Here is a 22,626-nt window from a genome sequence, read left to right on the forward strand (position 1 = left end):
CGGCGTTTTTTTATGGCGTCACGACCTCAAGCGTAGCTTTCGGTCTCTGCGGCAGGTGCCACCAGCTCAAGGCTGATGTTGTTCTGCGTGTTGATCTTGCGATACAGCTCGGCATCCGTTTCCAGGACCTTTTCCCGCGCCGGGAAAATTTCCTGCAACTTGGCGGCCCATTCACCAGCGGCTTTGCTTGGGAAGCACTTCTCGATCAGCTCCAGCATGATCGAAACGGTCACCGAAGCACCCGGAGATGCGCCCAGCAAGGCGGCCAGCGAGCCGTCTTTGGCCGCGACCAGCTCGGTGCCGAATTGCAGCACGCCGCCTTTCTTCGGGTCCTTCTTGATGATCTGCACCCGTTGGCCGGCCACTTCCAGGCGCCAGTCTTCGGCTTTTGCTTCCGGGTAGAAGCGGCGCAGGGATTCCAGGCGCTGCTCCATGGACTGCATCACTTCGCTGACCAGGTACTTGGTCAGGTCCATGTTGTCCCGGGCCACGGCCAGCATCGGGCCGATGTTGCCGGCGCGAACCGACAGCGGCAGGTCGAGGAACGAGCCGTGCTTGAGGAACTTGGTGGTGAAGCCGGCGTATGGCCCGAACAGCAGGGACTTCTTGCCATCCACCACGCGGGTGTCCAAGTGCGGCACGGACATCGGCGGCGAACCCACGGCGGCCTGGCTGTAGACCTTGGCCTGGTGGTGCTTGACCACTTCCGGGTTGTCGCAACGCAGCCATTGGCCGCTCACCGGGAAGCCGCCAAAGCCTTTGCTTTCTTCGATGCCCGAGGCTTGCAGCAGCGGCAGGGCCGCGCCACCGGCGCCGAGGAACACGAACTTGGCGTCCACTTCACGGCTGTTGCCGCTGTTGACGTCCTTGATGCTTACGGTCCAGCCCGCGCCGTTGCGCTTGAGGCCGGTCACACGCTTGCTGTACTTGACCTGGGCGTCAGGCGAGCTGGTCAGGTGGCTGAGCAGTTGATTGGTCAGCGCGCCGAAGTTCACGTCAGTGCCGTTCAATACACGGGTGGCCGCGATTTTTTCGTCGAGCGGACGGCCCGGCATCATCAGTGGCATCCATTCGGCCATCTCACTGCGGTCTTCGGTGTAGTGCATGTCCGAAAACGCGTGATGCTGGCTGAGGGTCTCAAAGCGCTTCTTGAGGAAGGACACGCCTTTTTCGCCCTGCACGAAGCTCAGGTGCGGCACCGGGCTGATAAAGGACTTGGACGAGCCAAAGGTGCCTTTTTTGGTCAGGTACGCCCAGAACTGCTTCGACACCTCGAACTGGGTGTTGATGTGCACGGCTTTCTTGATGTCGATGGAGCCATCGCCCGCCTGCGGTGTGTAGTTCAGCTCACACAGCCCGGCGTGGCCGGTACCGGCGTTGTTCCACGGGTTGGAACTTTCCGCGGCACCCGAATCCATCAGCTCAACGACTTCCAGCTTGAGGCCGGGGTCGAGCTCTTTGAGCAGTACGGCCAGGGTGGCACTCATGATGCCGGCCCCTACCAGTACTACGTCGACTGCTTCGTTATGCGCCATTTAACGCGTCTCCAAAATCTGCAGCACCAAATTGACGGCATGGCTGCCAGGAGTGACGGGGCGGTTCACGTGTTGCCCCAGGTTACCCATGGCCAGGATCGCCATGTCCGATTCGCAATTCTTTGCAACTTCAGCACACGCTTCCTGCCGGGCTAATCCGCCTATGAACGCATTCATGGGCGCCTGTGGCAATTCGACTTATGGTCAAAGCGTGTGATTCGTGCAACCAATCCGTAGCGGACAGGCTCAAGCTCCGGTTTTTGAGGCGTGCTCGGTCCTGTGTGGTTGGGCTGTTCCAGACGCTGATGGTGCTTGTACAAACGCCAAACTATTCATTTGCTCGCCACACTCTTGTGAAGTTGTGAAAACCCGTTTTTTCACGCTCTTTTGAAGACGTGAACCTCAAAAAAGGGCTGCCCCAGCCTGGCACCTGGCCCGGATACCTTGCCGACACGCGGCAAAAACGGGCAAACAACTCAAGTGGCCGAGCGCAATGGCAGCTCTGGCAGATTCGGTAAAGGCGGGTGGTTTGCAGAGAAAACAGCAAGCGCGCCAGCTTCACTCGATCTGTGTGGGCGGCTCTCTGTGGGCGATTCTTGGGGTTAATGCCGGGGCATTAACGATGCTGCGAGGCCCGATCAGGAGACGTCCTTATAATCGGGGGGAGATTGTAGCGAAGAACGTCAGGGAAATGGGCGTGTTTTATGACTTTTATTAGGTGTTCGGTCAGGCGGCCAACGGCTGGTGCCGGGGCGACTGCGCCGGACGCGGGCTGACACGGGCGCGGGCCGGCAGCGGGTGGTGCATCCAGCTCAGGCGGATTTCATCGATTTCCACCCAGCCATCGCCTACGGGAGGCTGGCAGCACTCCTTGAAGGCCTGGCAACGGCCTTGCGCATCCAGCAGGGCGAACTGGCGAAGGGCGGGTTTGCGCGTGAACAGTGACCAGAGAAATTGCATGGCGATAGACCTCCTGAGATTGGGGCCAAGCTTGCCTGCCGGGCATGACGGGCCTGTGTATCGGTCGTGACATATCAGTGACATCGAACCGCTACAGTCTGGCCATGTCTCAGGTTGTAACTGGCGCTAGTTCCCGGCACGGGCGCACCGCTATACTGCCGGCCTGTCGGTACCCGATTTCTGGAGAGAAGAGCATGTTGCAACGCCTGTTGTTCGGTTTGATCACTGTGACCAGTTTGACCCTGGTTGGCTGCGCCAACAGCCCGCAGCAACTGACCCCGGAACCGAAAATCACCACGCAGTTGGCCCCAGTGGGCCACGGCCAGCCGGTGTCGGTGCGTGTGGTGGACGGTCGTCCATCGCCTACGCTCGGTTCGCGCGGTGGGCTGTACCCGGAAACCGCATTGGTCTCGGTGAACGCCCAGGACGTGCTGCCCAAGCTGCAGGCCCAGGCCGAAGCCGCCGTGCGCCTGCTGGGTTTCACCCCGAGCCCCAACGCGCCGGGCGCTCCACAGTTGACGATCACCCTGGCCGAATTGAAGTACCAGTCGCCTAAAGATGGCCTGTACGTGACCGAAGCGTCCATCGGTGCGACCTTCAAGTCCGACGTCACCGCCGGCACTCGCCGCTACAGCGGTCGCTACGGTGCGTCCCTGAACCAGCGTTTCGGTATGTCGCCGAACCAGGAAACCAACACCAAGCTGGTCAGCGACGTCCTGAGTGATGCCTTGACCCGCCTGTTCAAGGACCCAAGCATCGGTTCGTTGCTCAGCTCGCAATAACCGACGCTTAAAAAAACCGGGCGCTGCGAGGCGTCCGGTTTTTTTTCGCCTCCAGTTTCACGCGGCGGTGTCGATACAGAAGTCCAGCATGCTCACCCCCGTCAACAGATCGGTCTCCGGCAAGTCGGCATGCTGGTGTCCACCAAGGGCGCAATACACCAGCCAGTGGCGGTCCTGAACGTTGAAGGCGAGGCTGCCGATCAACGCCTCTTGCTCATCGCTCTGAGCGATCAGGTACAGCCGATCCTGGTTTTGCGCGTGCAACATGACAAGCTCCCTAAGCGTCGAAGGGCAACAGAGTGGCCTGTTAAGGTGACGTTCAGGTGACGTTGTAAATTACTGGATACATTAGCCGTCAATGGGGGAGGGAGCATTTCAGGCGCCGGAGGCCACTATCGTTCAGGTTTGTATCCGAACTGATACCAAGACACTGTTCTACTGAGGTTTGCGATGGCGCTGCCGGCACTATTGATCAATGCTGTGGCTTTATTGGTGGCCTGCCCGGGTGCGGCGCTGCTATTTATCACGCGCCTGCGCGAACAGCGCGCGATGGCCGACCTGACCGCGCAAAGCGAAGATCGCGCGATCGATCAACCGATGTTGTTTCTGGATGTGCGCACCGAACGGGCGCATCGTCTGGCTTACCGCATCGGGTTCGCCTGCCTGGGTCTGGCGCTGTCCATTTCCTGGGTCAGCACCCACCTCTAAAACGCCACAACACAAATGTGGGAGCTGGCTTGCCTGCGATAGCTTCACCGAGGTGTGACTGGTCCACCGAGGTGTCCGCATCGCAGGCAAGCCAGCTCCCACAGAAGCCAGCTCTCGTAGCGTCAGAGAGGTATGCCGGCCTTGACCCGATACTGATTGCGCACCGGTGTTGCGTATTGCACCACCAGGAACGGCCGGTGCTCGGCCGGGCATTCGTTCAGGCGGCGTTCCCATTCAGCCTTCGCCTTGGCCAGTTCATCGGCCGGGAACACCTCGGCCGCCGTCGGCACCTGCAATTGCGGGTCGGCGTCGCTCCATTGCTGATACGCCAGGTAGTGCACCGGGAATAGCCTGTAACCGCCGAGAATCTGCCGGTCCATTTCCACTGCCAGCAGCTTGGTGTCTTCGAAACGCTCGGTTATCGGCGGTGCGAAGTTGATGTGGACGCGGCCTTTGTAGCCCGTGATGCCAAGGGCGATACTCACGTCATCCTCGCCCGGTGCCTTGCTGTAGGTGCCGGTGGTGGCGCGGATGTACAACTCGCGAGCCTTGGCAGTATCGCAGGGGTCGTACTCGTAGCTGATCGACACCGGCGTCAGGTTCAGCGACTGGATCACCTCGGCAAACGGCTCGTCCTTGCGGCTGACGTGGAACATCTTGAGGATCGCCGACTCGGTGCGATCATCCCCATCCTTGGCGCGCCCTTCGGCCTGGGCGATCCAGATCGACTGGCAATCGTTGCGGATCGAATGGTTGATGTAGGCCGATAGCAACTGGTATGCCGCCATCTTCTCCTTTCGCCCGGTGATCGAGCGGTGCACGATGAAGCTCTTGTTCAGGCGCATCAGGTCGCTGACAAACGGCTTTTGCAGCAGGTTGTCGCCAATGGCGATGCGTGGCGTCGGCAGGCCGGCGTGGTACACGGCATAGTTGACGAAGGCCGGGTCCATCACGATATCGCGGTGGTTGGCCAGGAACAGGTAAGCGGTGCCGGACTTGAGTTGCTCGACGCCGGTGTAGGTCACGCCGTCGGTCGCCCGGTCGATGGTGTGGTCGACGTAGTACTCGACTTTGTCCTGCAGCGTGGCCACGGTGGTGACGCCGGCGAACTCACGGCGCAGTTTGCGGGCGATCATCGGCTTGAGCAGCCAGCCCAGTGCGCCGGCAAAGCGCGGGAAGCGGAAGTGGGTCAGGATGTCCAGAAAGGCCTTGTCGCTGAACAGACGTGCCAGCACTGCCGGGACTTCGCTGTCGTTGTAAGGTCGGATGGTATCGAATTCGCCCATCATGCTCTCTTGTTAGAAACGGCTAGGGTAAGTAAAGGAAATACCAGGGGGCGGCCCGAGTAATGGGCTCGGCCGAACGATAACCCTGTCAATAGACCGGCGATTATACGCACAAGTCACCTTGGAGGCTGCGATGCTGGAAAGCGCGACGTACGATTGTCCTTATTGTGGTGAAGTGGTCGAGACAACGGTGGATTTGTCGGGCGGTGATCAGAGCTATATAGAAGACTGCCAAGTGTGTTGCCGGCCGATCATTTTCGATCTGCAGGTCCATGGTGAAGAATGGATGCTTGAAACCCGCAGCGAAAATGAATAACGGGGACGCCCATGCAGCGAATCTACGAACCGGAAAACCTGATGGAAGGCGAGTTGCTGCAGCAGATGCTTGCCAGCGAGGGTATCGAGGCGCATTTGGTGGGGCGCCATTTGCTGGGTGGCACCGGCGAGTTGCCGATCTTCGGCCTGTTGGGCCTGGAGGTGGACAATGACCGCGCCGTGTACGCCCGAGAGCTGATTACCGCCTACGTTGGCGCGCAACCCTTGCCCGGCGACGAACCTGACAGTTTCCCCGACGTGCTGGTCTGTTAGGCTGTCGGTCGGTTTACCCAAGAGTCCTGTTGCCCCATGTGTGGACGTTATGCCCTGTTTCGCTGGAACCCTGCTTTTGCTGCCCTGCCGGGTTTCCCGGCCGACCAGCAGGCCCAGTGGAACATCTCCCCGAATGATTCGGTGCTGATCCAGCGCCTGAGCGACGGCCAGCGTACCTTGGCGCGCGCGCGCTGGGGCCTGACGCCACCGTGGCTGACAGACCTTTCCCGCACACCCGCGCATGCCCGCGCAGAAACCCTGGCCGAGCAACCGATGTTTCGCGAAGCCTTTCGCCAGCGGCGCTGCCTGCTGCCGGCCAACGGGTTCTACGAATGGCGCGGCACCCAGCGCAAACGCCCGTACTGGCTCACGCCGGGGGAGGGCTCCACGTTGTTTTTTGCGGCGATCTGGGAGGCTTACCCCGTGCAGGAGCAGGTGTGGCTGAGCACGGCGGTGGTGACCCAGGCTGCGCAGGCCCAGCGTCGCCCGCTGATTCTGGATGATGCCGGGCAGGCAGCCTGGCTCAATCCCGAGACGCCGTTGCATGTATTGCAAGGCCTGCTGGCCAGTGAGCCGACCGCGTTGCGCGAGCGGGTTTTGGCCAACATGGTCAATGATCCGAAGCTCAATGGGCCTGAGTGCCTGACGCCGGCGTGAGTCAGTAAGTGTTGGGTTAGGTTGACTGGCCCCTTCGCGAGCAAGCCACCGAAAATCCCTAGACCTTGAACTGATTGATCAGCCGGCGCTGCTGCTCGGCCAACTTGGTCAGGTCCGCACTGGCGGCACTGGATTCATCCGCGCCGCCCGCCACTTCATTGGCCACCTGGCCGATATTGATCACGTTGCGATTGATGTCCTCGGCCACCGCGCTCTGCTCCTCTGCCGCGCTGGCGATCTGGGTGTTCATGTCGTTGATCACCGACACTGCCTGGGTGATGGTCTCCAGCGCTTCAGCCGCCTTCGCTGCGTGCTGCACGCTTTCATCGGTGCGGTTCTGGCTGTCTTCCATCACCCGCACCACATCCCGCGTGCCCTGTTGCAGTTGCTGGATCATGGTCTGGATTTCTTCGGTGGCCTTCTGGGTCTTCTGCGCCAGGTTGCGCACTTCGTCAGCCACTACGGCAAAACCACGGCCTTGTTCGCCGGCACGCGCCGCTTCGATGGCGGCGTTGAGGGCCAGCAGGTTGGTCTGTTCTGCGATCCCGCGAATCGCCGTGAGGATGGCGTTGATGTTCTCGCTGTCCTTGGCCAGGGTTTGCACCACGCCCACCGCCTTGCCGATTTCCTCGGCCAGTGCGCCGATGGAGGTGGAGGTGTCGCGGACAATGCGCATGCCTTGGCTCGCCGCCTGGTCGGCATGGCTGGCGGCTTGTGCGGCCTGGGTGGCGTTGCGCGCAACGTCTTGCGCAGTGGCGGTCATCTCATGCACAGCGGTGGCCACCTGATCGATTTCCACCATTTGTTTATGCACACCCTGATTGGTGCGAATCGCAATATCGGCCGTATGTTCCGACGAGTCGCTGACCTTCTGCACTGAGCTGACCACCTGCGTGATCATGCCTTGCAGCTTGATCAGGAAGGTATTGAAGCCGGCGGCAATCGCGCCCAGTTCATCGGCGCGGTCACTGGTCAGGCGTCGCGTCAGGTCGCCTTCGCCCTGGGCAATGTCATTGAGCATGGCCACCATTTGCTTGAGCGGACGGGCGATGCCATGGCCGACCAGCCAGATCACCAGCAGGCCGACACCGGCGATCAGCAGGCCGGCGACGGTCATGCCGAAAATGTCGGTCTTGCGCTGGGCTTCCAGGTCGTTTTGCAGTTTCTGCGAGTCGGCCATCACTGCGCTCAGGGGCAGTTGCAGCATCAGGGTCCAGCGGGCATCGGTCTGGCCGATATTGAACGGCAGGAATAACTCGATATGCCCGTGTTCCTTGTCGAGGTCGTAGCGTACTTCGCCGACTTTGAGTTGGCTCAGATTGGTCAGTTCGTTGCTGTCGAGCAGGTCACTGGCTTTTTCGCCGAGTTTGCTGGCGTCCTTGGTGTAGGCCACCAGGCGGCCGTTGCTGGAGATCAGCGCCAACTCGCCGGCACCGTTGTAGAGTTTCTGATCGGCGCTGGTGAGCATGTCCTGAATGAAGTTCACCGACAGGTCGGCACCGACGATGCCCTGGAAGGTGCCGTCGATCATGATCGGCTCGATAAACGAAGCCAGCATCACCATCGCATTGCCGACCTTGTAAGGGGCGGGGTCGATGGCGCAGGGCTTTTTGCTTTCCTTGGAGCACAGGTAGTACTCACTGGCGCGTACGCCGGTGGACAGGATGTTCTGGTCGTTGACGTCGGCGAGTTTATCCAGGCCCAGGCTGCCATCCGCGTTGCGGTACCACCACGGCAGGAAACGTCCGTCGGCGCCCATGCCGACAATCGGGCTGTTCACGTAGGCCGTGTCGTTGTGATCGACCGCGTTGGGTTCCCAGCCAATGTACGCGCCGAGGATCTTCGGGTTGCGCACCACGGTTTCGTGCAACAGGTTGATCAGCTGTTCGCGGCCGATTTGCAGGGCCGGTTCGCCTTTGGCATCTTTCATGGCGAGCAGGGCGTTGGCGGTGGCCAGGCCTTTGGCGGTCACCAGCGGTGCTTCCAATTCGCGCTGGATCAAGGTGGCCTGGGTTTGCGCCAGGGCCGTGAGGCGTTGCTCGATAATCTGCTCGAACTGCACCTGGGTGCGTTCCTGCACCATCTCTTGGGTCCGGGCGCCGGCAAACAGCGCGTAGAGCACCAACACCGCGACCACACTCAGGACAATGGCCCCGGCCAATGCCGCGACAGAAAACTGAATCGACTTGAATTTCATGAAAGCTCCGGGCACAGGGGGACGGTCCGCCTTTTTGTATCGGCCACGGGCGTGCTGGGCATGAGGGGGTGCCCTGCAAAAATATTCGGGGTGTCGCAAATGGAATGCCCGCCGCCGTTGCTGGTATCGGTAGGATGTATCCGAAAATTGGTGGTTACACGTCTGGTGTATCTGGCGCCGATACAAATGTGCGCCTACGATACGCGCCATGTTTTCAGGGAGCAGGCGCATGAATATGAAAGGTATGAAGCAGTCATTGGCGGTCAACGGGCTGGTTGCAGCGATGCTGCTGGCCGGGTGTCAGTCGGTCAACACCACCAGCGGCGGCGCCGTTGGGGTGGAGCGCAAGCAGTACATGTTCAGCATGCTGTCGAGCCAGGAAGTCGACCAGATGTATGCCCAGTCCTATCAGCAGACCCTGGGTGAAGCCAGCGGCAAGGGCCTGGTGGACAAGACCAGCGCCAACGCCAAGCGTGTGCAGGCCATTGCCAACCGCCTGATCGCCCAGGCGCCTACCTTTCGGGCCGATGCGGCGCAGTGGAAGTGGGAAGTGAACCTGATCAAGAGCGACGAGATGAACGCCAACTGCGGGCCTGGCGGCAAGATCTTCGTGTACAGCGCCTTGATCGACAACCTCAAGCTCACCGATGACGAACTGGCTGCCGTGATGGGCCATGAAATCGCCCACGCCTTGCGTGAACATGGTCGCGAAGCCATGTCCAAGGCCTATGGGATCGAGATGGCCAAGCAGGGCGCCGGTGCTTTGTTCGGCCTCGGCCAGGACAGCATGGCGCTGGCGGACACGGTGGCCAACTACGGCATGACCTTGCCTAATAGCCGCAGCAATGAAAACGAAGCGGACCTGATCGGCCTCGAGCTGGCTGCACGCGCCGGCTACAACCCGAACGCCGCCATCACACTGTGGAACAAGATGGCCAAGGCGTCGGAAGGCGCGCCACCGGAGTTCATGAGCACTCACCCGGCGTCCGACAGCCGAATCGCCTCGTTGCAGGCGGCGATTCCGAAGGTGATGCCGCTGTACCAGCAGGCAAAAAAATCCTGAGTTAACGCAGATCAATGTGGGAGCCGGGCTTGCCCGCGATGCAGGCGGCTCGGTCTCTCAGTTGCACCGGGTTGCTGCCATCGCAGGCAAGCCAGCTCCCACAGGGATCGGGTTTGCAGCCTTAGATCCAGCCGCTGCTTTGCATGGCTTTGTACACCGCTACAATCGCCAAGACGAAGAACGCCGTAGCTGCCAGTCGACGAATCAGCGTCAACGGCAGTTTCTCCGCCGCAAAATTCCCCGCCAATACCACCGGCACGTTGGCAATCAGCATGCCCACGGTCGTCCCGATAATCACCAGCCACAGTTCCGGGTATTGCGCCGCCAGCATCACCGTGGCGATCTGTGTCTTGTCACCGATCTCCGCCAGGAAGAACGCAATCAGCGTGGTCAGGAAAGGCCCGAATTTACGGGTAGTGCTGGCTTCGTCATCGTCGAGTTTATCCGGTACCAGGGTCCACAATGCCGTGGCGCAGAAGCTCGCCGCCAGGATCCAGTGCAACACCGCATCCGAGAAGAAACTCCCGAACCAGGCGCCCACGGCACCGGCGGCCGCATGGTTGGCCAAAGTCGCGGCAACGATGCCGGCGATGATGGGCCAGGGTTTGCGGAAGCGAGCAGCAAGGATGAGCGCGAGCAGTTGCGTCTTGTCGCCGATTTCGGCCAAGGCAACGATTGCGGTAGGAACGAGTAGTGAATCCAGCATCAGGTAAGTTTCCAGGGGCGGGTCGACACGGCTATGACACGTACAGCCTTCCCGCCCCGGGTAAGGTGTGCGTGTCATAGGTCTTGTCAAACCCCGGTCCGTCTGTGCGGACTCCTGGGTCGCATACGCCATGGTCTGCTGACCAAGTATGTTGACGTATGCCGGACGAGCGTGGTGCTCGTGGGAGACTACTCCCCTAGGACGGAGCGGATTCTGCCTAGGCAAAACCCATTCGGCAAGCCTTCTTTTTCAAACGCCCGTCAGCCGCGCTTCGCACGGTAGATGCGAAAACCATTGCCTTCGGCCTTCACGGCACACACGCCCAAATGCTCTTCGATCAGCGGCTGGTACTTCAGGAAGCTGTTGGCAACCAGGCGGAGTTCGCCGCCTTTTGCCAGGTGTTTCGCCGCTTTTCGCAGCAGGTTTTCGGTGGCGAAGTAATCGGTATGCACGCCGACATGGAACGGTGGGTTGCTCAAGATCGCGTTCAAACCCATCGGCGCGGCGTCAATGCCGTCACCGGTCAGCACCTCGGCTTCCAGGCCGTTGACGGCCAGGGTCAGGCGGCTGCTGGCGGCGGCAAAGGCGTCCACATCCAGCATCGTCACGGTGTTGTGCGGGTAGCGACGTTTTACCGCAGCCCCCAGCACGCCGGCGCCACAACCGAAGTCCAGCAGATGCCCGCTCGGCAGTTTGTCCAAGTGCTCCAGCAGCAACTCGGTGCCGCGATCCAGGCGACCATGGCTGAATACGCCCGGCAAGCTCACCACCTTCAGCGGGCCTTCGGCCAGTGGTACGTCGAAGACCTGCGCCAGGCTCTCCAGCTCGACCGCTTGCGGCGCGTTGGCCACGGTGACCTGCCACAACTGGCAATGCCGTGCGTTGTCGAGCTTGCGCGGTTTGCCGAAGGGGATCATCTGCTTGGCGGCGCTTTCGATACCGGCTTTTTTCTCGCCGACCAGAAACAATTCGGCGCCGGGCAAGCGCGCAGCCACAGCATTGAGCAAATAGTCGGTCAGGTCCTTGGACTTGGGCAGAAAGATCACCGCCGCATCAAAGGCGCGCTCCGGCACGGTCACACCGAAGTGGCTGCGCTCGGCGAAGCGTGCGTCGAGCGCCGCCTGGTCGCCGGCATGCCAGCTCCAGCCGTGGGCGTTGGGCAGTCGGCCGAGCAGGTCGTCGGCAGGCAACCCCACCAGTAGCAGGTTGCCTTGAAAAAGTTCGGCCTGACGAAGCAGTACTTCACTGCGCGGATCCATGGTCTGCTCCTTGAAAAGGGGCGCAGTTTATCAACTCACGACGCGCAGCGGGGCGCCGCTGAAAAAGCCCCGGGCGTTTTCCGCCAGTTGGCCGACGATGCGTTGGCGCGCTTCGCGACTGCCCCAGGCGTTGTGGGGTGTGACGATCAGCCGGGGGATGTCGCCGGCCAGCAGCGGGTTGCCGTTGACCGGCGGCTCCACGCTCAGCACATCGGTCGCCGCGCCACCCAGGTGGCCATTGCGCAAGGCATCGGCGAGTGCCTGCTCGTTGATCAAACCGCCGCGTGCGGTATTGACCACAAAAGCGCCGGGCTTGAGCAACGCCAGTTCACGGGCGCCGATGAAGTCGCGGGTGTGTTCGTTGAGCGGGCAGTGCAGGGTGAGCGCGTCGACCTGTGTCAGCAGTTCATCCAGCGGTACGCGGTCGGCACGGGCAGGGCGTCCCGGAATCGCGCCGAGTATCACGCGCATGCCAAAGGCTTCGGCCAAGCGTGCCACGGCGCCGCCCAATTCACCATGGCCGAGCAGGCCGAGGGTCTTGCCTTCCAGTTCGACAATGGGGTGGTCCAGCAGGCAGAACTGCTTGGCCTCCTGCCACTTGCCGGCGCTCACGTCCCGTTGGTAATCCTTCAACCGCGTCGCCAGGTTGAGCAGCAGCATGACCGTGTGCTGTGCCACCGACGGCGTACCGTAGCCCTGGCAGTTGCTCACGGTGATGCCATGGGCGCGGGCGGCTTCGAGGTCGACGTTATTGGTGCCGGTGGCCGACACCAGGATCAGCTTGAGTTCCGGGCAGGCCGCCAGGGTTTCGGTGTTGAGTGCGATCTTGTTGCTGATGACCACGTGGACGCCTTGCAGGCGCTCGATCACGTTCTGCGGCGTGGTGTCCGAAAACAGCTGCAACTCGCTGAAGCTGTTGCGCAGCTCGCTGAGGTCAAGGTCCCCCAGGTCCAGGGACGGGTGATCAAGGAAGACGGCGCGGCGATTGTTCGTCATCAACTGTACCTTTTGCGACAGGGTTCGAAGGCGTAATCTGCCGAGCCTATCAGATGAAATAATCAGTTACTTAATTGGAGTGAGCATGTACGTCGCCGAGTTTTTGACCGTAGCCCTGATTCACTTATTGGCGGTGGCCAGCCCCGGCCCGGATTTCGCGGTGGTGGTGCGTGAAAGTGTTACCCACGGCCGTCGCGCCGGGACCTGGACCGCTCTGGGGGTGGGGTCGGCGATTTTCTTGCACGTTGGTTACTCGTTGCTCGGTATCGGCTTGATCGTGTCCCAGTCCATCGTGCTGTTCAACGCGCTCAAGTGGGCGGCGGCGGCCTACCTGCTGTACATCGGCTTCAAGGCCCTGCGCGCGCAGCCAGCCAAGCCTGCCGCCGAGGGCGAGTTGCACCGCGAAGCCGGCGAGCGCACCCCGCGTGGCGCGTTTACCGCAGGTTTTGTGACCAACGGCTTGAACCCCAAGGCGACGCTGTTCTTCCTGTCGCTGTTCACCGTGGTGATCAACCCGCACACGCCGCTGGCAATCCAGGCCGGTTACGGTGTGTACCTGGCGGTGGCGACGGCGCTGTGGTTCTGCCTAGTGGCCATGCTGTTCAGCCAGCAACGCGTGCGTGCCGGCTTTGCGCGGATGGGGCATTGGTTCGACCGCACCATGGGCGCAGTGCTGATCGCCATCGGGGTAAAGCTGGCCTTCACCAGCATGAAATAAGCCGAATGCTGGCGCAAAGCTAGCATTCATTGGGGTCTGCAAATCATTCCTTTGGCTGATTTGGCTGAAACATAAGGTCTCTACAGTGCAGATCTTCAAGCCAAGACTGTGCAGTCATAAAAAGGGATTCGTATGTTGCAGACCCGTGTTATCCCGCCCGCCGAAGGTGCGTACCAATATCCGCTGTTGATCAAACGCCTGTTGATGTCCGGCACCCGTTACGAGAAGACCCGGGAGATCATCTACCGCGACAAGCTGCGCTACACCTACCCGACCCTGATCGAACGGGTCGCGCGCCTGGCCAATGTGCTGACCGAGGCGGGCGTCAAGGCTGGTGACACCGTGGCGGTGATGGACTGGGACAGCCACCGTTACCTGGAATGCATGTTCGCCATCCCGATGATCGGCGCGGTGATCCACACCATCAACGTGCGCCTGTCACCCGAACAGATCCTGTACACCATGAACCATGCCGAGGACCGCTTCGTGCTGGTCAACAGCGAGTTCGTGGGCCTCTACCAGGCCATCGCCGGGCAACTCACCACCGTCGACAAGACCCTGCTGCTCACCGACGGTGACGCCAAGACCGCCGAGCTGCCCCACCTGGTAGGCGAGTACGAAACCCTGCTGGCCGGCGCCAGCCCGAAATACGACTTCCAGGACTTCGACGAACACTCCGTCGCCACCACCTTCTACACCACCGGTACCACCGGCAACCCCAAGGGCGTGTACTTCACCCATCGTCAGCTGGTGCTGCACACCATGGGCGTGGCGACCATCATGGGCAGCGTCGACAGCGTGCGGCTGCTGGGCACCAACGATGTGTACATGCCGATCACGCCGATGTTCCATGTACACGCCTGGGGCCTGCCGTATGTGGCGACCATGCTGGGCCTGAAGCAGGTCTATCCCGGCCGCTACGACCCGGAATATCTGGTGGAGCTGTGGCGCAAGGAAAAGGTCACGTTCTCCCACTGCGTGCCGACCATCCTGCAAATGGTGCTCAACGCCAAGGCTGCCCAGGGCGTGGATTTTGGCGGTTGGAAAATCGTCATCGGCGGCAGTGCGCTCAACCGGTCGCTGTATGAGGCCTCCAAGGCGCGCGGGATTCAATTGACCGCCGCCTACGGCATGTCCGAGACCGGGCCGCTGGTGTCCTGCGCCCACCTCAACGAAGAGCTGATGGCCGGCACCGAGGATGAGCGCACCACTTACCGCATCAAGGCCGGCGTGCCCGGGCCGTTGGTGGAAGCGGCGATCATCGACGCCGACGGTCACTTCCTGCCCGCCGATGGCGAGTCTCAGGGCGAGCTGGTGCTGCGTGCGCCGTGGCTCAGCGAAGGCTATTTCAACGAGCCGCAAAAGGGCGCCGAGCTGTGGGAAGGCGGCTGGATGCACACGGGCGACGTGGCCACGCTGGATGCCTTTGGCGTGATCGACATTCGCGACCGCATCAAGGATGTGATCAAGACCGGCGGCGAGTGGATCTCCTCCCTGGCCCTCGAAGACCTGGTCAGCCGTCACCCGGCGGTACGCGAAGTAGCGGTGGTGGGCATCGCCGATCCGCAGTGGGGCGAGCGCCCGTTTGCCTTGCTGGTGGTGCGTGATGGCCATGTGATAGGGGCCCGCGAGCTCAAGGAACACCTCAAGCCGTTCGTGGAATTGGGCCACTTGAGCAAGTGGGCGATTCCGAGCCAGATCGCCGTTGTTACGGAAATTCCCAAGACCAGCGTCGGCAAACTCGACAAAAAACGTATCCGCATCGACATCATCGAATGGCAGGCCAACAACAGCACCTTCCTGTCCACCCTCTGAGCCGGTTTGCCGTGCCCGTGTGGCACGGCAATGCTCTATCTCGCGCCTTCACTTGTGATTTGCCGATTTTCAGCCATCCTTGCCGCGTCGGCCCTCGCCGACATGGCGAAAGGACTGTGGCAGACGGGCTGGTGATGCAAATCACACTTTAGAGGGATCAAGCGGTACCCCCTGCTGGCTATAGTCCCACTCAGGGTTTTTCAAGGATGTTCCGCTACGAGCCATGGGGGCTCGGCTGCCGAGCGGCATTGGAGTCGTTGTATTCCGGCCGTTACATGCATCACAGAAAGAACTCACTGCCATAACAATAATGCACATGGAGTAGCGTCGATGACCTCAGTAAACCAGTTCTGGCGCCGGGCAAGACTGCCCCTGGCCGTCAGTCTCGCCTCTACGCTCGCCGGGCCCGCATTCGGCGTCAGTTTCAACATCGGTGAAATCGAAGGGAGTTTTGACTCGTCTCTTTCCGTGGGTGCCAGTTGGTCGACAGCCAAGCCTGACCGCGACCTCATCGGCGTCAACAACGGCGGTAAGGGGCTTTCCCAGACGTCCGATGACGGCCACTTGAATTTCAAGCGAGGCGAAACCTTTTCGAAGATCTTCAAGGGCATTCACGACCTGGAATTGAAGTACGGCGATACCGGTGTGTTTGTGCGTGGCAAGTACTGGTATGACTTTGAGCTCAAGGACGAAAGCCGTCCGTTCAAGGACATCAGCGACAATAACCGCAAAGAGGGCGCCAAGTCCTCGGGCGGGCAGATTCTCGATGCGTTCATCTATCACAACTACTCAATTGCCGATCAGCCCGGTAACGTTCGATTCGGTAAGCAAGTAGTGAGCTGGGGTGAAAGTACTTTCATCGGTGGTGGCATCAACTCGATCAACCCGATCGACGTGTCCGCCTTCCGTCGTCCGGGGGCTGAGATCAAGGAAGGCTTGATCCCGGTCAACATGTTCTATGTGTCGCAGACCTTGACCGATAACCTGTCGGCTGAAGCGTTCTATCAACTGGAATGGGACCAGACCGTTACCGATAACTGCGGGACATTCTTCTCTCAGCCTGATGTTATTTCCGATGGCTGTTCGGACAACCTCCGACTGCTCAGCAAGCGTTCGTTCCTCGCGACTCAGCCCGGCGCGCTGCCGTTGCTGAACAGCTTTGGGGTCAATGTTAACGAAGAGGGTGTACTCGTCAAACGTGGTCCTGATCGCGATGCACGTGACAGTGGTCAATTCGGCGTGGCGTTCCACTATAACTACGAGCCGCTGGACACTGAGTTCGGCGCCTATTTCATGAACTATCACAGCCGTGCACCGATCTTCAGTGCCCATGGGGCGTCGGCAGCGACGTATGCAGCGGCCAACGCGTTGACGCTTACCCCGGCAACTGGTCTGCGTCCTCTTATCGTCGCGGGTAACTCCAACTACTTCGTTGAATACCCCGAGGATATCCGTCTCTACGGTTTGAGCTTCTCCACCACCTTGCCTACAGGTACGGCCTGGAGCGGTGAGTTGAGCTACCGGCCAAATGCTCCGGTGCAACTGAACACAACTGACATTCTCTACGCGGGCGTCACGCCATTGACCGGCCTGGGCGCGGCATCTCCGCTCAAGGGGAACGCCGACACGGACCTGAATGGGTATCGTCGTAAGGAAGTCACTCAGTTCCAGACAACCTTCACGCACTTTTTTGATCAGGTGATGGGCGCCAGTCGCCTGACGTTGGTCGGTGAAGTGGGTGTGACTCATGTGGGAGGGTTGGAGAGCCGTGACAAAGCGCGTTACGGACGTGACCCCGTGTATGGCCCTGGACAAGGCGCGCTCTGTGCAACGCTCAATTCCGGCACGATCACTGGTGCTGGCCCTGGAGCAGATGCCAGCAACCGGACGGCCAACTGCAACAATGATGGTTTCACAACTTCTACGTCCTGGGGCTACCGTGGCCGGGCAATCTGGGAGTATCCGGATGTATTCGCCGGGGTGAACCTCAAGCCCAACGTGGCATGGTCTCATGACGTGAGCGGCTACTCGCCAGGTCCTGGTGGCAACTTCGAAGAAGGTCGCAAAGCCGTAAGCCTGGGGCTGGACGCTGAGTATCAGAACACCTATACGGCGAGCCTCGCCTATACCAACTTCTTTGGTGGCGACTACAACACCTCGGTTGATCGAGACTTCGTCGCTTTGAGCTTCGGCGCCAACTTCTAAGCACACAGCATTTCAGGAAGACCAGAACATGAAAATAACTAAAAGTCTGTTGCACGTGGGTGTGCTTGGGCTGTCGATCCTGGCGAGCAACGTCATGGCGGCAGTCTCGGCGGATGAAGCTGCCAAGCTGGGCACGACCCTGACCCCGATGGGCGCCGAAATGGCCGGCAACGCCGCCGGCACCATTCCAAAATGGTCGCCACTGCCCACCAACGCTGGTGCCGTCGATGCCCGTGGGTTCCTGGCCAACCCTTACGCCAGTGAGCAACCGCAATTCACCATCACCGCGGCGAACGTCGAGCAGTACAAGGACAAGCTGGCGCCGGGGCAGTACGCGATGTTCAAGCGCTACCCGGAGACCTTCAAGATGCCGGTCTACCCGACTCATCGCGGCGCTACCGTGCCGGCGGATGTGTTTGCGGCCATCAAGAAGAACGCTACCACCACCAACCTGGTGTCTGGCGGCAACGGCCTGGAGAACTTTGAAACCGCCGTGCCGTTCCCGATTCCAAAAAGTGGCGTGGAAGTCATCTGGAACCACATCACCCGTTATCGTGGCGGCAGCGTGACCCGCCTGGTGACCCAGGCCACGCCGCAAACCAACGGCTCGTACAGCCTGGTGTACTTCCGCGACCAGTTCGTGTTCCGCGACAAGATGAAAGACTTTGACCCGAAAAACCCGGGCAACGTGCTGTTCTACTTCAAGCAGCAAGTGACCGCGCCGGCACGTCTGGCCGGTGGTGTACTGCTGGTGCATGAAACCCTTGACCAGGTGAAGGAGCCGCGTTCGGCGTGGGTCTACAACGCCGGCCAGCGCCGTGTGCGCCGGGCGCCGCAAGTGTCCTATGACGGCCCGGGCACCGCTGCCGACGGCCTGCGTACCTCCGACAACCTCGACATGTACAACGGTGCGCCGGATCGCTACGACTGGAAGCTTGAAGGCAAGAAAGAAATCTACATCGCCTCCAACAGCTACAAGATCGACGATCCGAAGCTCAAGTACGCCGACATCATCAAGGCCGGCCACATCAACCAGGACTTGGCTCGCTATGAGCTGCGCCGCGTCTGGCACGTCGTCGCCACCTTGAAGGAAGGCCAGCGCCACATCTACGCCAAACGTGACTTCTTCATCGACGAAGACACCTGGCAAGCGGCGGTCATCGACCACTACGACGGCCGTGGCCAACTGTGGCGCGTCGCCGAAGCCCATGCCGAGAACTACTACGACAAGCAAGTGCCGTGGTACGCCCTGGAAACCCTCTACGACCTGCAGTCCGGCCGCTACCTGGCGCTGGGCATGAAGAACGAAGAGAAGCAGGCGTATGACTTCGGCTTCACCGCCACCACCAGCGACTTCACCCCAGCGGCCCTGCGCCAGGATGGTGTCCGCTAAGCCGTAACACCCCCTCTGTGGATGCCGGCCCCCGTAGGAGCTGGCTTGCCAGCGATAGCATCCCCTCGGTGTAACAGACACACCGAGGCGCCTGCATCGCCGGCAAGCCGGCTCCTGTTTTTTGTGGTGAGATTTTTTGTCGCAGTTCTTTTCAGGCAAATGTTGCAAAGATCTACAAACCTGCCGCTTTTACCGCTAGTCTGCGGACATCTGCAATGCCGACAACAGCCTTCTACAAGAGCCCGGCGATGACTGATCTGTCCCGAATCCAAGGGCCTGCCAGTGCGGTAATCCCCACCCTGGAAGGTCGCTTCTACAGGCCCCCTCTGCCTGAGGGCTACGTGCTGCGACCACGGCTGTGCGAGCGACTGAGTGCCGGGCTGGAAGGGCGGTTGTTGCTGGTCAGCGCACCGGCAGGGTTCGGCAAGAGTTCGTTGGCGGTAGAGTTCTGCCAGAGCCTGCCGGCCCATTGGCAAAGCCTGTGGCTGGGCCTGAGTCCACGGGACAACGACCCCGGCCGTTTCCTCGAGCGCCTGCTCGACGGTTTGCAGCAATTCTTCCCGCAACTCGGCGCCCAATCCCTGGGCCTGCTGAAAATGCGCCAGCGTCATCAACCCTTTGCCTTCGAAGAATGGCTGGATGGCCTGCTCGACGAGCTGACCATGCACCTATCCGCCCGCGCGCCGCTGTTGCTGGTGCTGGATGACTACCATCTGGCCCAGGGGCCGGTGCTCGACCGTTGCCTGCAGTTTTTCCTCAACCATTTGCCCGACGGCCTGGTGGTGCTGGTCACCAGTCGCCAGCGCCCGGACTGGCATCTGGCGCGGCTGCGGTTATCGCGCCACCTGTTGGAGCTGCATGAACAGGACCTGCGCCTGACGCACGGCGAATCGCTGGCGGTGCTCGATCGCCACAGCAGCTCCTTGCGCGGCGAAGCCCTCGACAACCTGATCCGCCGCAGCGAAGGCTGGGTCGCCGGCCTGCGCTTCTGGTTGCTGGCCGCGTCTGAAGCCGGCAGTGAGGGTGCCTTGCCGCAGAGCCTGCACGGCGGCGAAGGGTTGATCCGCGATTACTTGCTGGAAGAAGTCATCGACTGCCTGCCAGTCGAGGTGCAGGCGTTTCTGTACGACACAGCCCCGCAGGATCGTTTTTGCAGCGAACTCTGCGACGCCGTACGTGAAGCCCATGACAGCGCCGACATCCTGCGTTACCTGCAAGCGCACCAAGTGTTCCTGGTGCCCCTGGACGAGCAGGGCCACTGGTACCGTTATCACCATTTGTTTTCCGACCTGCTACGCACCCGGCGCGCCAGCAGCAATGTGTTGCCGGCGGCCAGCCTGCACCTGCGTGCGTGCCGCTGGTTCAATGCCCAGGGCTTGATCGATGAGGCGGTGGAGCAGGCGTTGCGCGCCGGCCACCTGGATGTGGCGGCCAACCTGGTGCAGAACCTGTCCGAAGAACAGCTGTTGGCCGAGCAGAATGTCGGCATGCTGTTGCGCTGGAAAATGGACTTGCCCGACAGCCTGCTGATCAGCACACCGCGCTTGATCGTGCTCTACAGCTGGGCCTTGGGCCTGGCCTGCCAGTTGGACGCGGCGGAAGAACTGTCCAGCTACCTCAGTCGCTTCCTGCCAGCGCCGTCGGCCACTGCACAGAAATCGATGTTGGCCCAGTGGCTGGCGCTGAGCGGGATCATCGCCCGGGGCCGGGGCGACCGCGAGCTGACCCAGCGCTATTGCAGCGAAGCGTTGGAAAGCCTGCCGCAACGGCGTTATGGCCAGCGCTTGATGTGCCTGTCGACCCTCTCCAACCTGGCCATCGTCGATGCCGACCTGTGGCGTGCCCGTGGCCTGAATCGCGAATCACTGGAGCTGGCGCAGCGCGTCGGCAACCCCTTGTTCGAGGCCCTGGCCCATTACGACCGTGCACGAGTGCTGCAGGCGCGCGGCGAAATCCTGCGCTCACTGGATGAAGTGCGCCAGGGCCTGCAACGCCTGCATGGCCTGGCACCCCAACGCTTGTACGCGGTGCGTGCGCGCCTGTCACTTTATGAAGGGTATTTGCTGTTGGTGCGGTTCCAGCCCGAGGCCGGGCTCGCCCGCTTGCGCGCCGGCCTTGCCGAGGCCCGCGCTTGCCGCGACATCAGCGTGTTGATCGGCCATTGCGTGATCGCCAATTTCGAGGGGCGTCGCGGTGATTTCGCCAAAGCCTTTGCCGAGCTTGCCGAGGCCGAGCGCCTGATGCATATCTGGGACGTGCCGCCGATCTACTACCTGGCGATGATCACCCTGATCAAATGCGAACTGTGGCTGGCCCAAGGCCGCACCGACCTGGCCGATGCCTGGCTGGCCCGCCTGGGGCAGACCTACAACGGTGATCGCGCTGCCGCCGCGCCGGAGTTCCATCCGCACTTGCCACAGCATATCGAGCTGCAACAGGCCGCGTTGGACGCCACTCGCCATCAACCTGATGCGGCGCTGCAACGCCTCGAAGAGCTGGCGCAAAACGCCCATGACAACGGGCGCCAGATGATCGCCCTCATGGCCCTGACCCAACAAGTGCAGCTGTTGCTGGAGGGCGGTCAGGAGACCAAGGCGCGTTCGGCCCTGGCGCGGGCGATGGCGGCGGGGGCCGGTGGCGCGTTGCAACCCTTCCAGCGCTTGCTGGAAACCCATCCGGACTGGATGCGTGAGCAGCTCGCCAAAGATGCTCGTGGCCTGCTGAACCAAAGCCTGCTGGCGCTGATGCCAGCGCTCGTGGTGGTGGAGGCCGCATCCACCCACGAGACCTTGAGTGCGCGGGAGCTGGCGGTGCTGCAATTGATCGCTCAGGGCTGTTCCAACCAGGAGATCAGCAATCGGTTGTTCATCTCCCTGCACACGGTCAAGACCCACGCGAGTCATATCAACAGCAAGTTGGGCGTCGAGCGGCGTACGCAGGCGGTGGCGCGGGCGCAGGAGCTGAGGTTGATTGGTTAGTTAAGCCTGGGCTTTGGCGAAAGCCCCACCGCTTGAGCCACGGTTCTCCAATGGCTCACCGAATTGATGCAGTCCGCGATGATTTCATCCGCCGCCGCAAGATTTACGCGAAAGAAACCCGCGACTTCTCTCGCCAGTTCGAGATCCAGTGCATTGTCGTATTCAGTGATATTTAGCTTCAGCCCGTCTCCCTGTGGCGTGGGGTTCACGTCATACGCCGCCGATAAGCGCCATCCATTGCCTGGCTCCAGGATAAAGTCATTCCCGGCCTTCCGGTGCCCGATTGTCCGGGTCGTCTTCCAGTTCGCGGCTGGCCCTTTCAAGCGCTTGCAGCTCAACAAATGGAGGCGCGGCAACGGCGTCCTGATCATCGAGAAAACTGCCGGAGTCGTTCAATCGGTAGCGCAGGGCGCCAGCGCGAAAGAGGTCGTGGACGCCCAGCAAGTAGTCCGACTCGCCGAGCCGAGTGTTTGCGTCATATAACCCTTCGCGTATGTTGCGCTCCAGGCGCCTCTTCATCAGCAGCCGGCCCCAGCGATCCGGGCAGAAGTCACTGAATACGCCAAACATGTTTCTGCCCTCGACGGGGAACTGGGCGCCGGTAAAGGGGCCGATGCCCGGGTCGATCCGAACGGCGCTCAGCGCTCGGTTTTGCAACGCCAGGGGATCGCTTTCGTACTCGAACTTTTCGGTCGAACGGGTTTTTTTCGCGTGTAGCCAACCAAGTCGCAAGGGGCCGTCGATACCTTCCCAGTCGGCATAAACCCCAGTCATGGTCAT

Annotated in this window: 20 protein-coding genes, 2 pseudogenes and 1 riboswitch; of the genes and pseudogenes, 11 read left to right on the plus strand and 11 right to left on the minus strand. The window is 61.1% G+C overall.

Features of this window, described 5'->3' with window-relative positions:
- Positions 1-26 precede the first annotated feature (26 nt).
- The 3 genes from mqo to BM70_RS0108190 form a co-directional block, all read right to left on the minus strand.
- Complete coding sequence (mqo, locus tag BM70_RS0108180) at positions 27-1,535, minus strand: malate dehydrogenase (quinone) (RefSeq protein ID WP_025855552.1); 1,509 nt, start codon at positions 1,533-1,535, stop codon at positions 27-29.
- The gene (locus BM70_RS33040; protein WP_155952140.1) at positions 1,536-1,712 is read right to left on the minus strand and encodes a hypothetical protein; all 177 of its coding nucleotides are present in this window, start codon (positions 1,710-1,712) and stop codon (positions 1,536-1,538) included.
- 549 nt (positions 1,713-2,261) lie between these two features.
- Positions 2,262-2,495: a hypothetical protein gene (locus BM70_RS0108190; RefSeq protein WP_025855553.1), complete on the minus strand. Its 234-nt coding sequence runs from the start codon at positions 2,493-2,495 to the stop codon at positions 2,262-2,264.
- A gap of 194 nt (positions 2,496-2,689) precedes the next feature.
- Here BM70_RS0108190 and BM70_RS0108195 point away from each other — a divergent pair, with 194 nt between their 5' ends.
- Complete coding sequence (locus tag BM70_RS0108195; protein ID WP_025855554.1) at positions 2,690-3,277, plus strand: YajG family lipoprotein; 588 nt, start codon at positions 2,690-2,692, stop codon at positions 3,275-3,277.
- Positions 3,278-3,334: 57 nt separating this feature from the next.
- On the opposite strand, the gene BM70_RS0108200 is transcribed toward BM70_RS0108195, so the two are convergent.
- Positions 3,335-3,544, minus strand: a complete 210-nt coding sequence (locus BM70_RS0108200) for a hypothetical protein (protein WP_025855555.1) — start codon at positions 3,542-3,544, stop codon at positions 3,335-3,337.
- A 183-nt stretch (positions 3,545-3,727) separates the two neighbouring features.
- On the opposite strand from BM70_RS0108200, the gene BM70_RS0108205 reads away from it, so the two are divergent.
- The gene (locus BM70_RS0108205) at positions 3,728-3,985 is read left to right on the plus strand and encodes a hypothetical protein (RefSeq protein ID WP_025855556.1); all 258 of its coding nucleotides are present in this window, start codon (positions 3,728-3,730) and stop codon (positions 3,983-3,985) included.
- Between the two features lie 122 nt (positions 3,986-4,107).
- Here BM70_RS0108205 and BM70_RS0108210 read toward each other — a convergent pair whose 3' ends face one another.
- Positions 4,108-5,271, minus strand: a complete 1,164-nt coding sequence (locus BM70_RS0108210; protein ID WP_025855557.1) for a 1-acyl-sn-glycerol-3-phosphate acyltransferase — start codon at positions 5,269-5,271, stop codon at positions 4,108-4,110.
- 133 nt (positions 5,272-5,404) lie between these two features.
- On the opposite strand from BM70_RS0108210, the gene BM70_RS0108215 reads away from it, so the two are divergent.
- From BM70_RS0108215 to BM70_RS0108225, 3 genes are read left to right on the plus strand one after another with little or no spacing between them, the layout of a single operon-like run.
- Complete coding sequence (locus BM70_RS0108215) at positions 5,405-5,587, plus strand: CPXCG motif-containing cysteine-rich protein (protein ID WP_025855558.1); 183 nt, start codon at positions 5,405-5,407, stop codon at positions 5,585-5,587.
- Between the two features lie 11 nt (positions 5,588-5,598).
- Positions 5,599-5,859 carry a putative signal transducing protein gene (locus BM70_RS0108220; protein ID WP_025855559.1) on the plus strand — a complete coding sequence of 87 codons (261 nt, stop codon included), beginning with the start codon at positions 5,599-5,601 and terminating at the stop codon, positions 5,857-5,859.
- 36 nt (positions 5,860-5,895) lie between these two features.
- On the plus strand, positions 5,896-6,516 hold the full coding sequence (locus BM70_RS0108225; RefSeq protein ID WP_025855560.1) for an SOS response-associated peptidase: 621 nt from the start codon (positions 5,896-5,898) through the stop codon (positions 6,514-6,516).
- A 58-nt stretch (positions 6,517-6,574) separates the two neighbouring features.
- On the opposite strand, the gene BM70_RS33910 is transcribed toward BM70_RS0108225, so the two are convergent.
- Positions 6,575-7,417, minus strand: coding sequence for a methyl-accepting chemotaxis protein (locus BM70_RS33910; RefSeq protein WP_371262124.1), 843 nt, complete (start codon positions 7,415-7,417; stop codon positions 6,575-6,577).
- A 15-nt stretch (positions 7,418-7,432) separates the two neighbouring features.
- Positions 7,433-8,944, minus strand: a pseudogene (locus BM70_RS33915) (HAMP domain-containing protein); the annotation flags it as partial.
- A gap of 13 nt (positions 8,945-8,957) precedes the next feature.
- Here BM70_RS33915 and BM70_RS0108235 point away from each other — a divergent pair.
- Positions 8,958-9,776 carry a M48 family metallopeptidase gene (locus BM70_RS0108235; protein WP_025855562.1) on the plus strand — a complete coding sequence of 273 codons (819 nt, stop codon included), beginning with the start codon at positions 8,958-8,960 and terminating at the stop codon, positions 9,774-9,776.
- 121 nt (positions 9,777-9,897) lie between these two features.
- On the opposite strand, the gene BM70_RS0108240 is transcribed toward BM70_RS0108235, so the two are convergent.
- The 3 genes from BM70_RS0108240 to BM70_RS0108250 all read right to left on the minus strand — a co-directional run bounded on the left by BM70_RS0108240 (position 9,898) and on the right by BM70_RS0108250 (position 12,737).
- Complete coding sequence (locus tag BM70_RS0108240) at positions 9,898-10,482, minus strand: TMEM165/GDT1 family protein (protein WP_025855563.1); 585 nt, start codon at positions 10,480-10,482, stop codon at positions 9,898-9,900.
- Between the two features lie 89 nt (positions 10,483-10,571).
- A riboswitch (yybP-ykoY riboswitch) is annotated at positions 10,572-10,691 on the minus strand.
- Between the two features lie 51 nt (positions 10,692-10,742).
- Complete coding sequence (locus tag BM70_RS0108245) at positions 10,743-11,741, minus strand: class I SAM-dependent methyltransferase (RefSeq protein ID WP_025855564.1); 999 nt, start codon at positions 11,739-11,741, stop codon at positions 10,743-10,745.
- Positions 11,742-11,771: 30 nt separating this feature from the next.
- Entirely contained in the window at positions 11,772-12,737 is a 966-nt protein-coding gene (locus tag BM70_RS0108250; RefSeq protein WP_025855565.1) for a 2-hydroxyacid dehydrogenase, read from the minus strand.
- A gap of 85 nt (positions 12,738-12,822) precedes the next feature.
- On the opposite strand from BM70_RS0108250, the gene BM70_RS0108255 reads away from it, so the two are divergent.
- The 5 genes from BM70_RS0108255 to BM70_RS0108275 all read left to right on the plus strand — a co-directional run bounded on the left by BM70_RS0108255 (position 12,823) and on the right by BM70_RS0108275 (position 21,846).
- A complete protein-coding gene (locus BM70_RS0108255; protein WP_025855566.1) occupies positions 12,823-13,455 on the plus strand; it encodes a LysE family translocator in 633 nt (210 codons plus the stop codon).
- A 132-nt stretch (positions 13,456-13,587) separates the two neighbouring features.
- Positions 13,588-15,270 carry a fatty acid--CoA ligase gene (locus tag BM70_RS0108260; protein ID WP_025855567.1) on the plus strand — a complete coding sequence of 561 codons (1,683 nt, stop codon included), beginning with the start codon at positions 13,588-13,590 and terminating at the stop codon, positions 15,268-15,270.
- 330 nt (positions 15,271-15,600) lie between these two features.
- Complete coding sequence (locus BM70_RS0108265) at positions 15,601-17,475, plus strand: DUF1302 domain-containing protein (RefSeq protein WP_025855568.1); 1,875 nt, start codon at positions 15,601-15,603, stop codon at positions 17,473-17,475.
- Positions 17,476-17,503: 28 nt separating this feature from the next.
- On the plus strand, positions 17,504-18,868 hold the full coding sequence (locus BM70_RS0108270; protein WP_025855569.1) for a DUF1329 domain-containing protein: 1,365 nt from the start codon (positions 17,504-17,506) through the stop codon (positions 18,866-18,868).
- A gap of 248 nt (positions 18,869-19,116) precedes the next feature.
- Positions 19,117-21,846 carry a LuxR C-terminal-related transcriptional regulator gene (locus BM70_RS0108275; RefSeq protein ID WP_025855570.1) on the plus strand — a complete coding sequence of 910 codons (2,730 nt, stop codon included), beginning with the start codon at positions 19,117-19,119 and terminating at the stop codon, positions 21,844-21,846.
- Here BM70_RS0108275 and BM70_RS31150 read toward each other — a convergent pair.
- Positions 21,843-22,626, minus strand: a pseudogene (locus tag BM70_RS31150) (hypothetical protein). The gene BM70_RS0108275 and the pseudogene BM70_RS31150 sit on opposite strands and share 4 nt — an antisense overlap.

This window comes from Pseudomonas sp. CHM02 (genome assembly GCF_000612585.1).
GTDB lineage: Bacteria > Pseudomonadota > Gammaproteobacteria > Pseudomonadales > Pseudomonadaceae > Aquipseudomonas.

Excerpts from the sequence above, each read along its gene's own strand:
- BM70_RS0108210 (WP_025855557.1), bottom strand. The coding sequence starts at position 5,271 with ATGGGCGAATTCGATACCATCCGACCTTACAACGACAGCGAAGTCCCG.
- BM70_RS0108225 (WP_025855560.1), top strand. The coding sequence starts at position 5,896 with ATGTGTGGACGTTATGCCCTGTTTCGCTGGAACCCTGCTTTTGCTGCC.
- BM70_RS0108190 (WP_025855553.1), bottom strand. The coding sequence starts at position 2,495 with ATGCAATTTCTCTGGTCACTGTTCACGCGCAAACCCGCCCTTCGCCAG.
- BM70_RS0108215 (WP_025855558.1), top strand. The coding sequence starts at position 5,405 with ATGCTGGAAAGCGCGACGTACGATTGTCCTTATTGTGGTGAAGTGGTC.
- BM70_RS0108205 (WP_025855556.1), top strand. The coding sequence starts at position 3,728 with ATGGCGCTGCCGGCACTATTGATCAATGCTGTGGCTTTATTGGTGGCC.
- BM70_RS0108235 (WP_025855562.1), top strand. The coding sequence starts at position 8,958 with ATGAAGCAGTCATTGGCGGTCAACGGGCTGGTTGCAGCGATGCTGCTG.
- BM70_RS0108220 (WP_025855559.1), top strand. The coding sequence starts at position 5,599 with ATGCAGCGAATCTACGAACCGGAAAACCTGATGGAAGGCGAGTTGCTG.
- BM70_RS0108275 (WP_025855570.1), top strand. The coding sequence starts at position 19,117 with ATGACTGATCTGTCCCGAATCCAAGGGCCTGCCAGTGCGGTAATCCCC.
- BM70_RS0108240 (WP_025855563.1), bottom strand. The coding sequence starts at position 10,482 with ATGCTGGATTCACTACTCGTTCCTACCGCAATCGTTGCCTTGGCCGAA.
- BM70_RS0108250 (WP_025855565.1), bottom strand. The coding sequence starts at position 12,737 with ATGACGAACAATCGCCGCGCCGTCTTCCTTGATCACCCGTCCCTGGAC.
- BM70_RS0108245 (WP_025855564.1), bottom strand. The coding sequence starts at position 11,741 with ATGGATCCGCGCAGTGAAGTACTGCTTCGTCAGGCCGAACTTTTTCAA.
- BM70_RS33910 (WP_371262124.1), bottom strand. The coding sequence starts at position 7,417 with ATGATCACGCAGGTGGTCAGCTCAGTGCAGAAGGTCAGCGACTCGTCG.
- BM70_RS0108265 (WP_025855568.1), top strand. The coding sequence starts at position 15,601 with ATGACCTCAGTAAACCAGTTCTGGCGCCGGGCAAGACTGCCCCTGGCC.
- BM70_RS0108200 (WP_025855555.1), bottom strand. The coding sequence starts at position 3,544 with ATGTTGCACGCGCAAAACCAGGATCGGCTGTACCTGATCGCTCAGAGC.
- BM70_RS0108195 (WP_025855554.1), top strand. The coding sequence starts at position 2,690 with ATGTTGCAACGCCTGTTGTTCGGTTTGATCACTGTGACCAGTTTGACC.
- BM70_RS0108260 (WP_025855567.1), top strand. The coding sequence starts at position 13,588 with ATGTTGCAGACCCGTGTTATCCCGCCCGCCGAAGGTGCGTACCAATAT.
- BM70_RS0108270 (WP_025855569.1), top strand. The coding sequence starts at position 17,504 with ATGAAAATAACTAAAAGTCTGTTGCACGTGGGTGTGCTTGGGCTGTCG.
- BM70_RS0108255 (WP_025855566.1), top strand. The coding sequence starts at position 12,823 with ATGTACGTCGCCGAGTTTTTGACCGTAGCCCTGATTCACTTATTGGCG.
- mqo (WP_025855552.1), bottom strand. The coding sequence starts at position 1,535 with ATGGCGCATAACGAAGCAGTCGACGTAGTACTGGTAGGGGCCGGCATC.
- BM70_RS33040 (WP_155952140.1), bottom strand. The coding sequence starts at position 1,712 with ATGAATGCGTTCATAGGCGGATTAGCCCGGCAGGAAGCGTGTGCTGAA.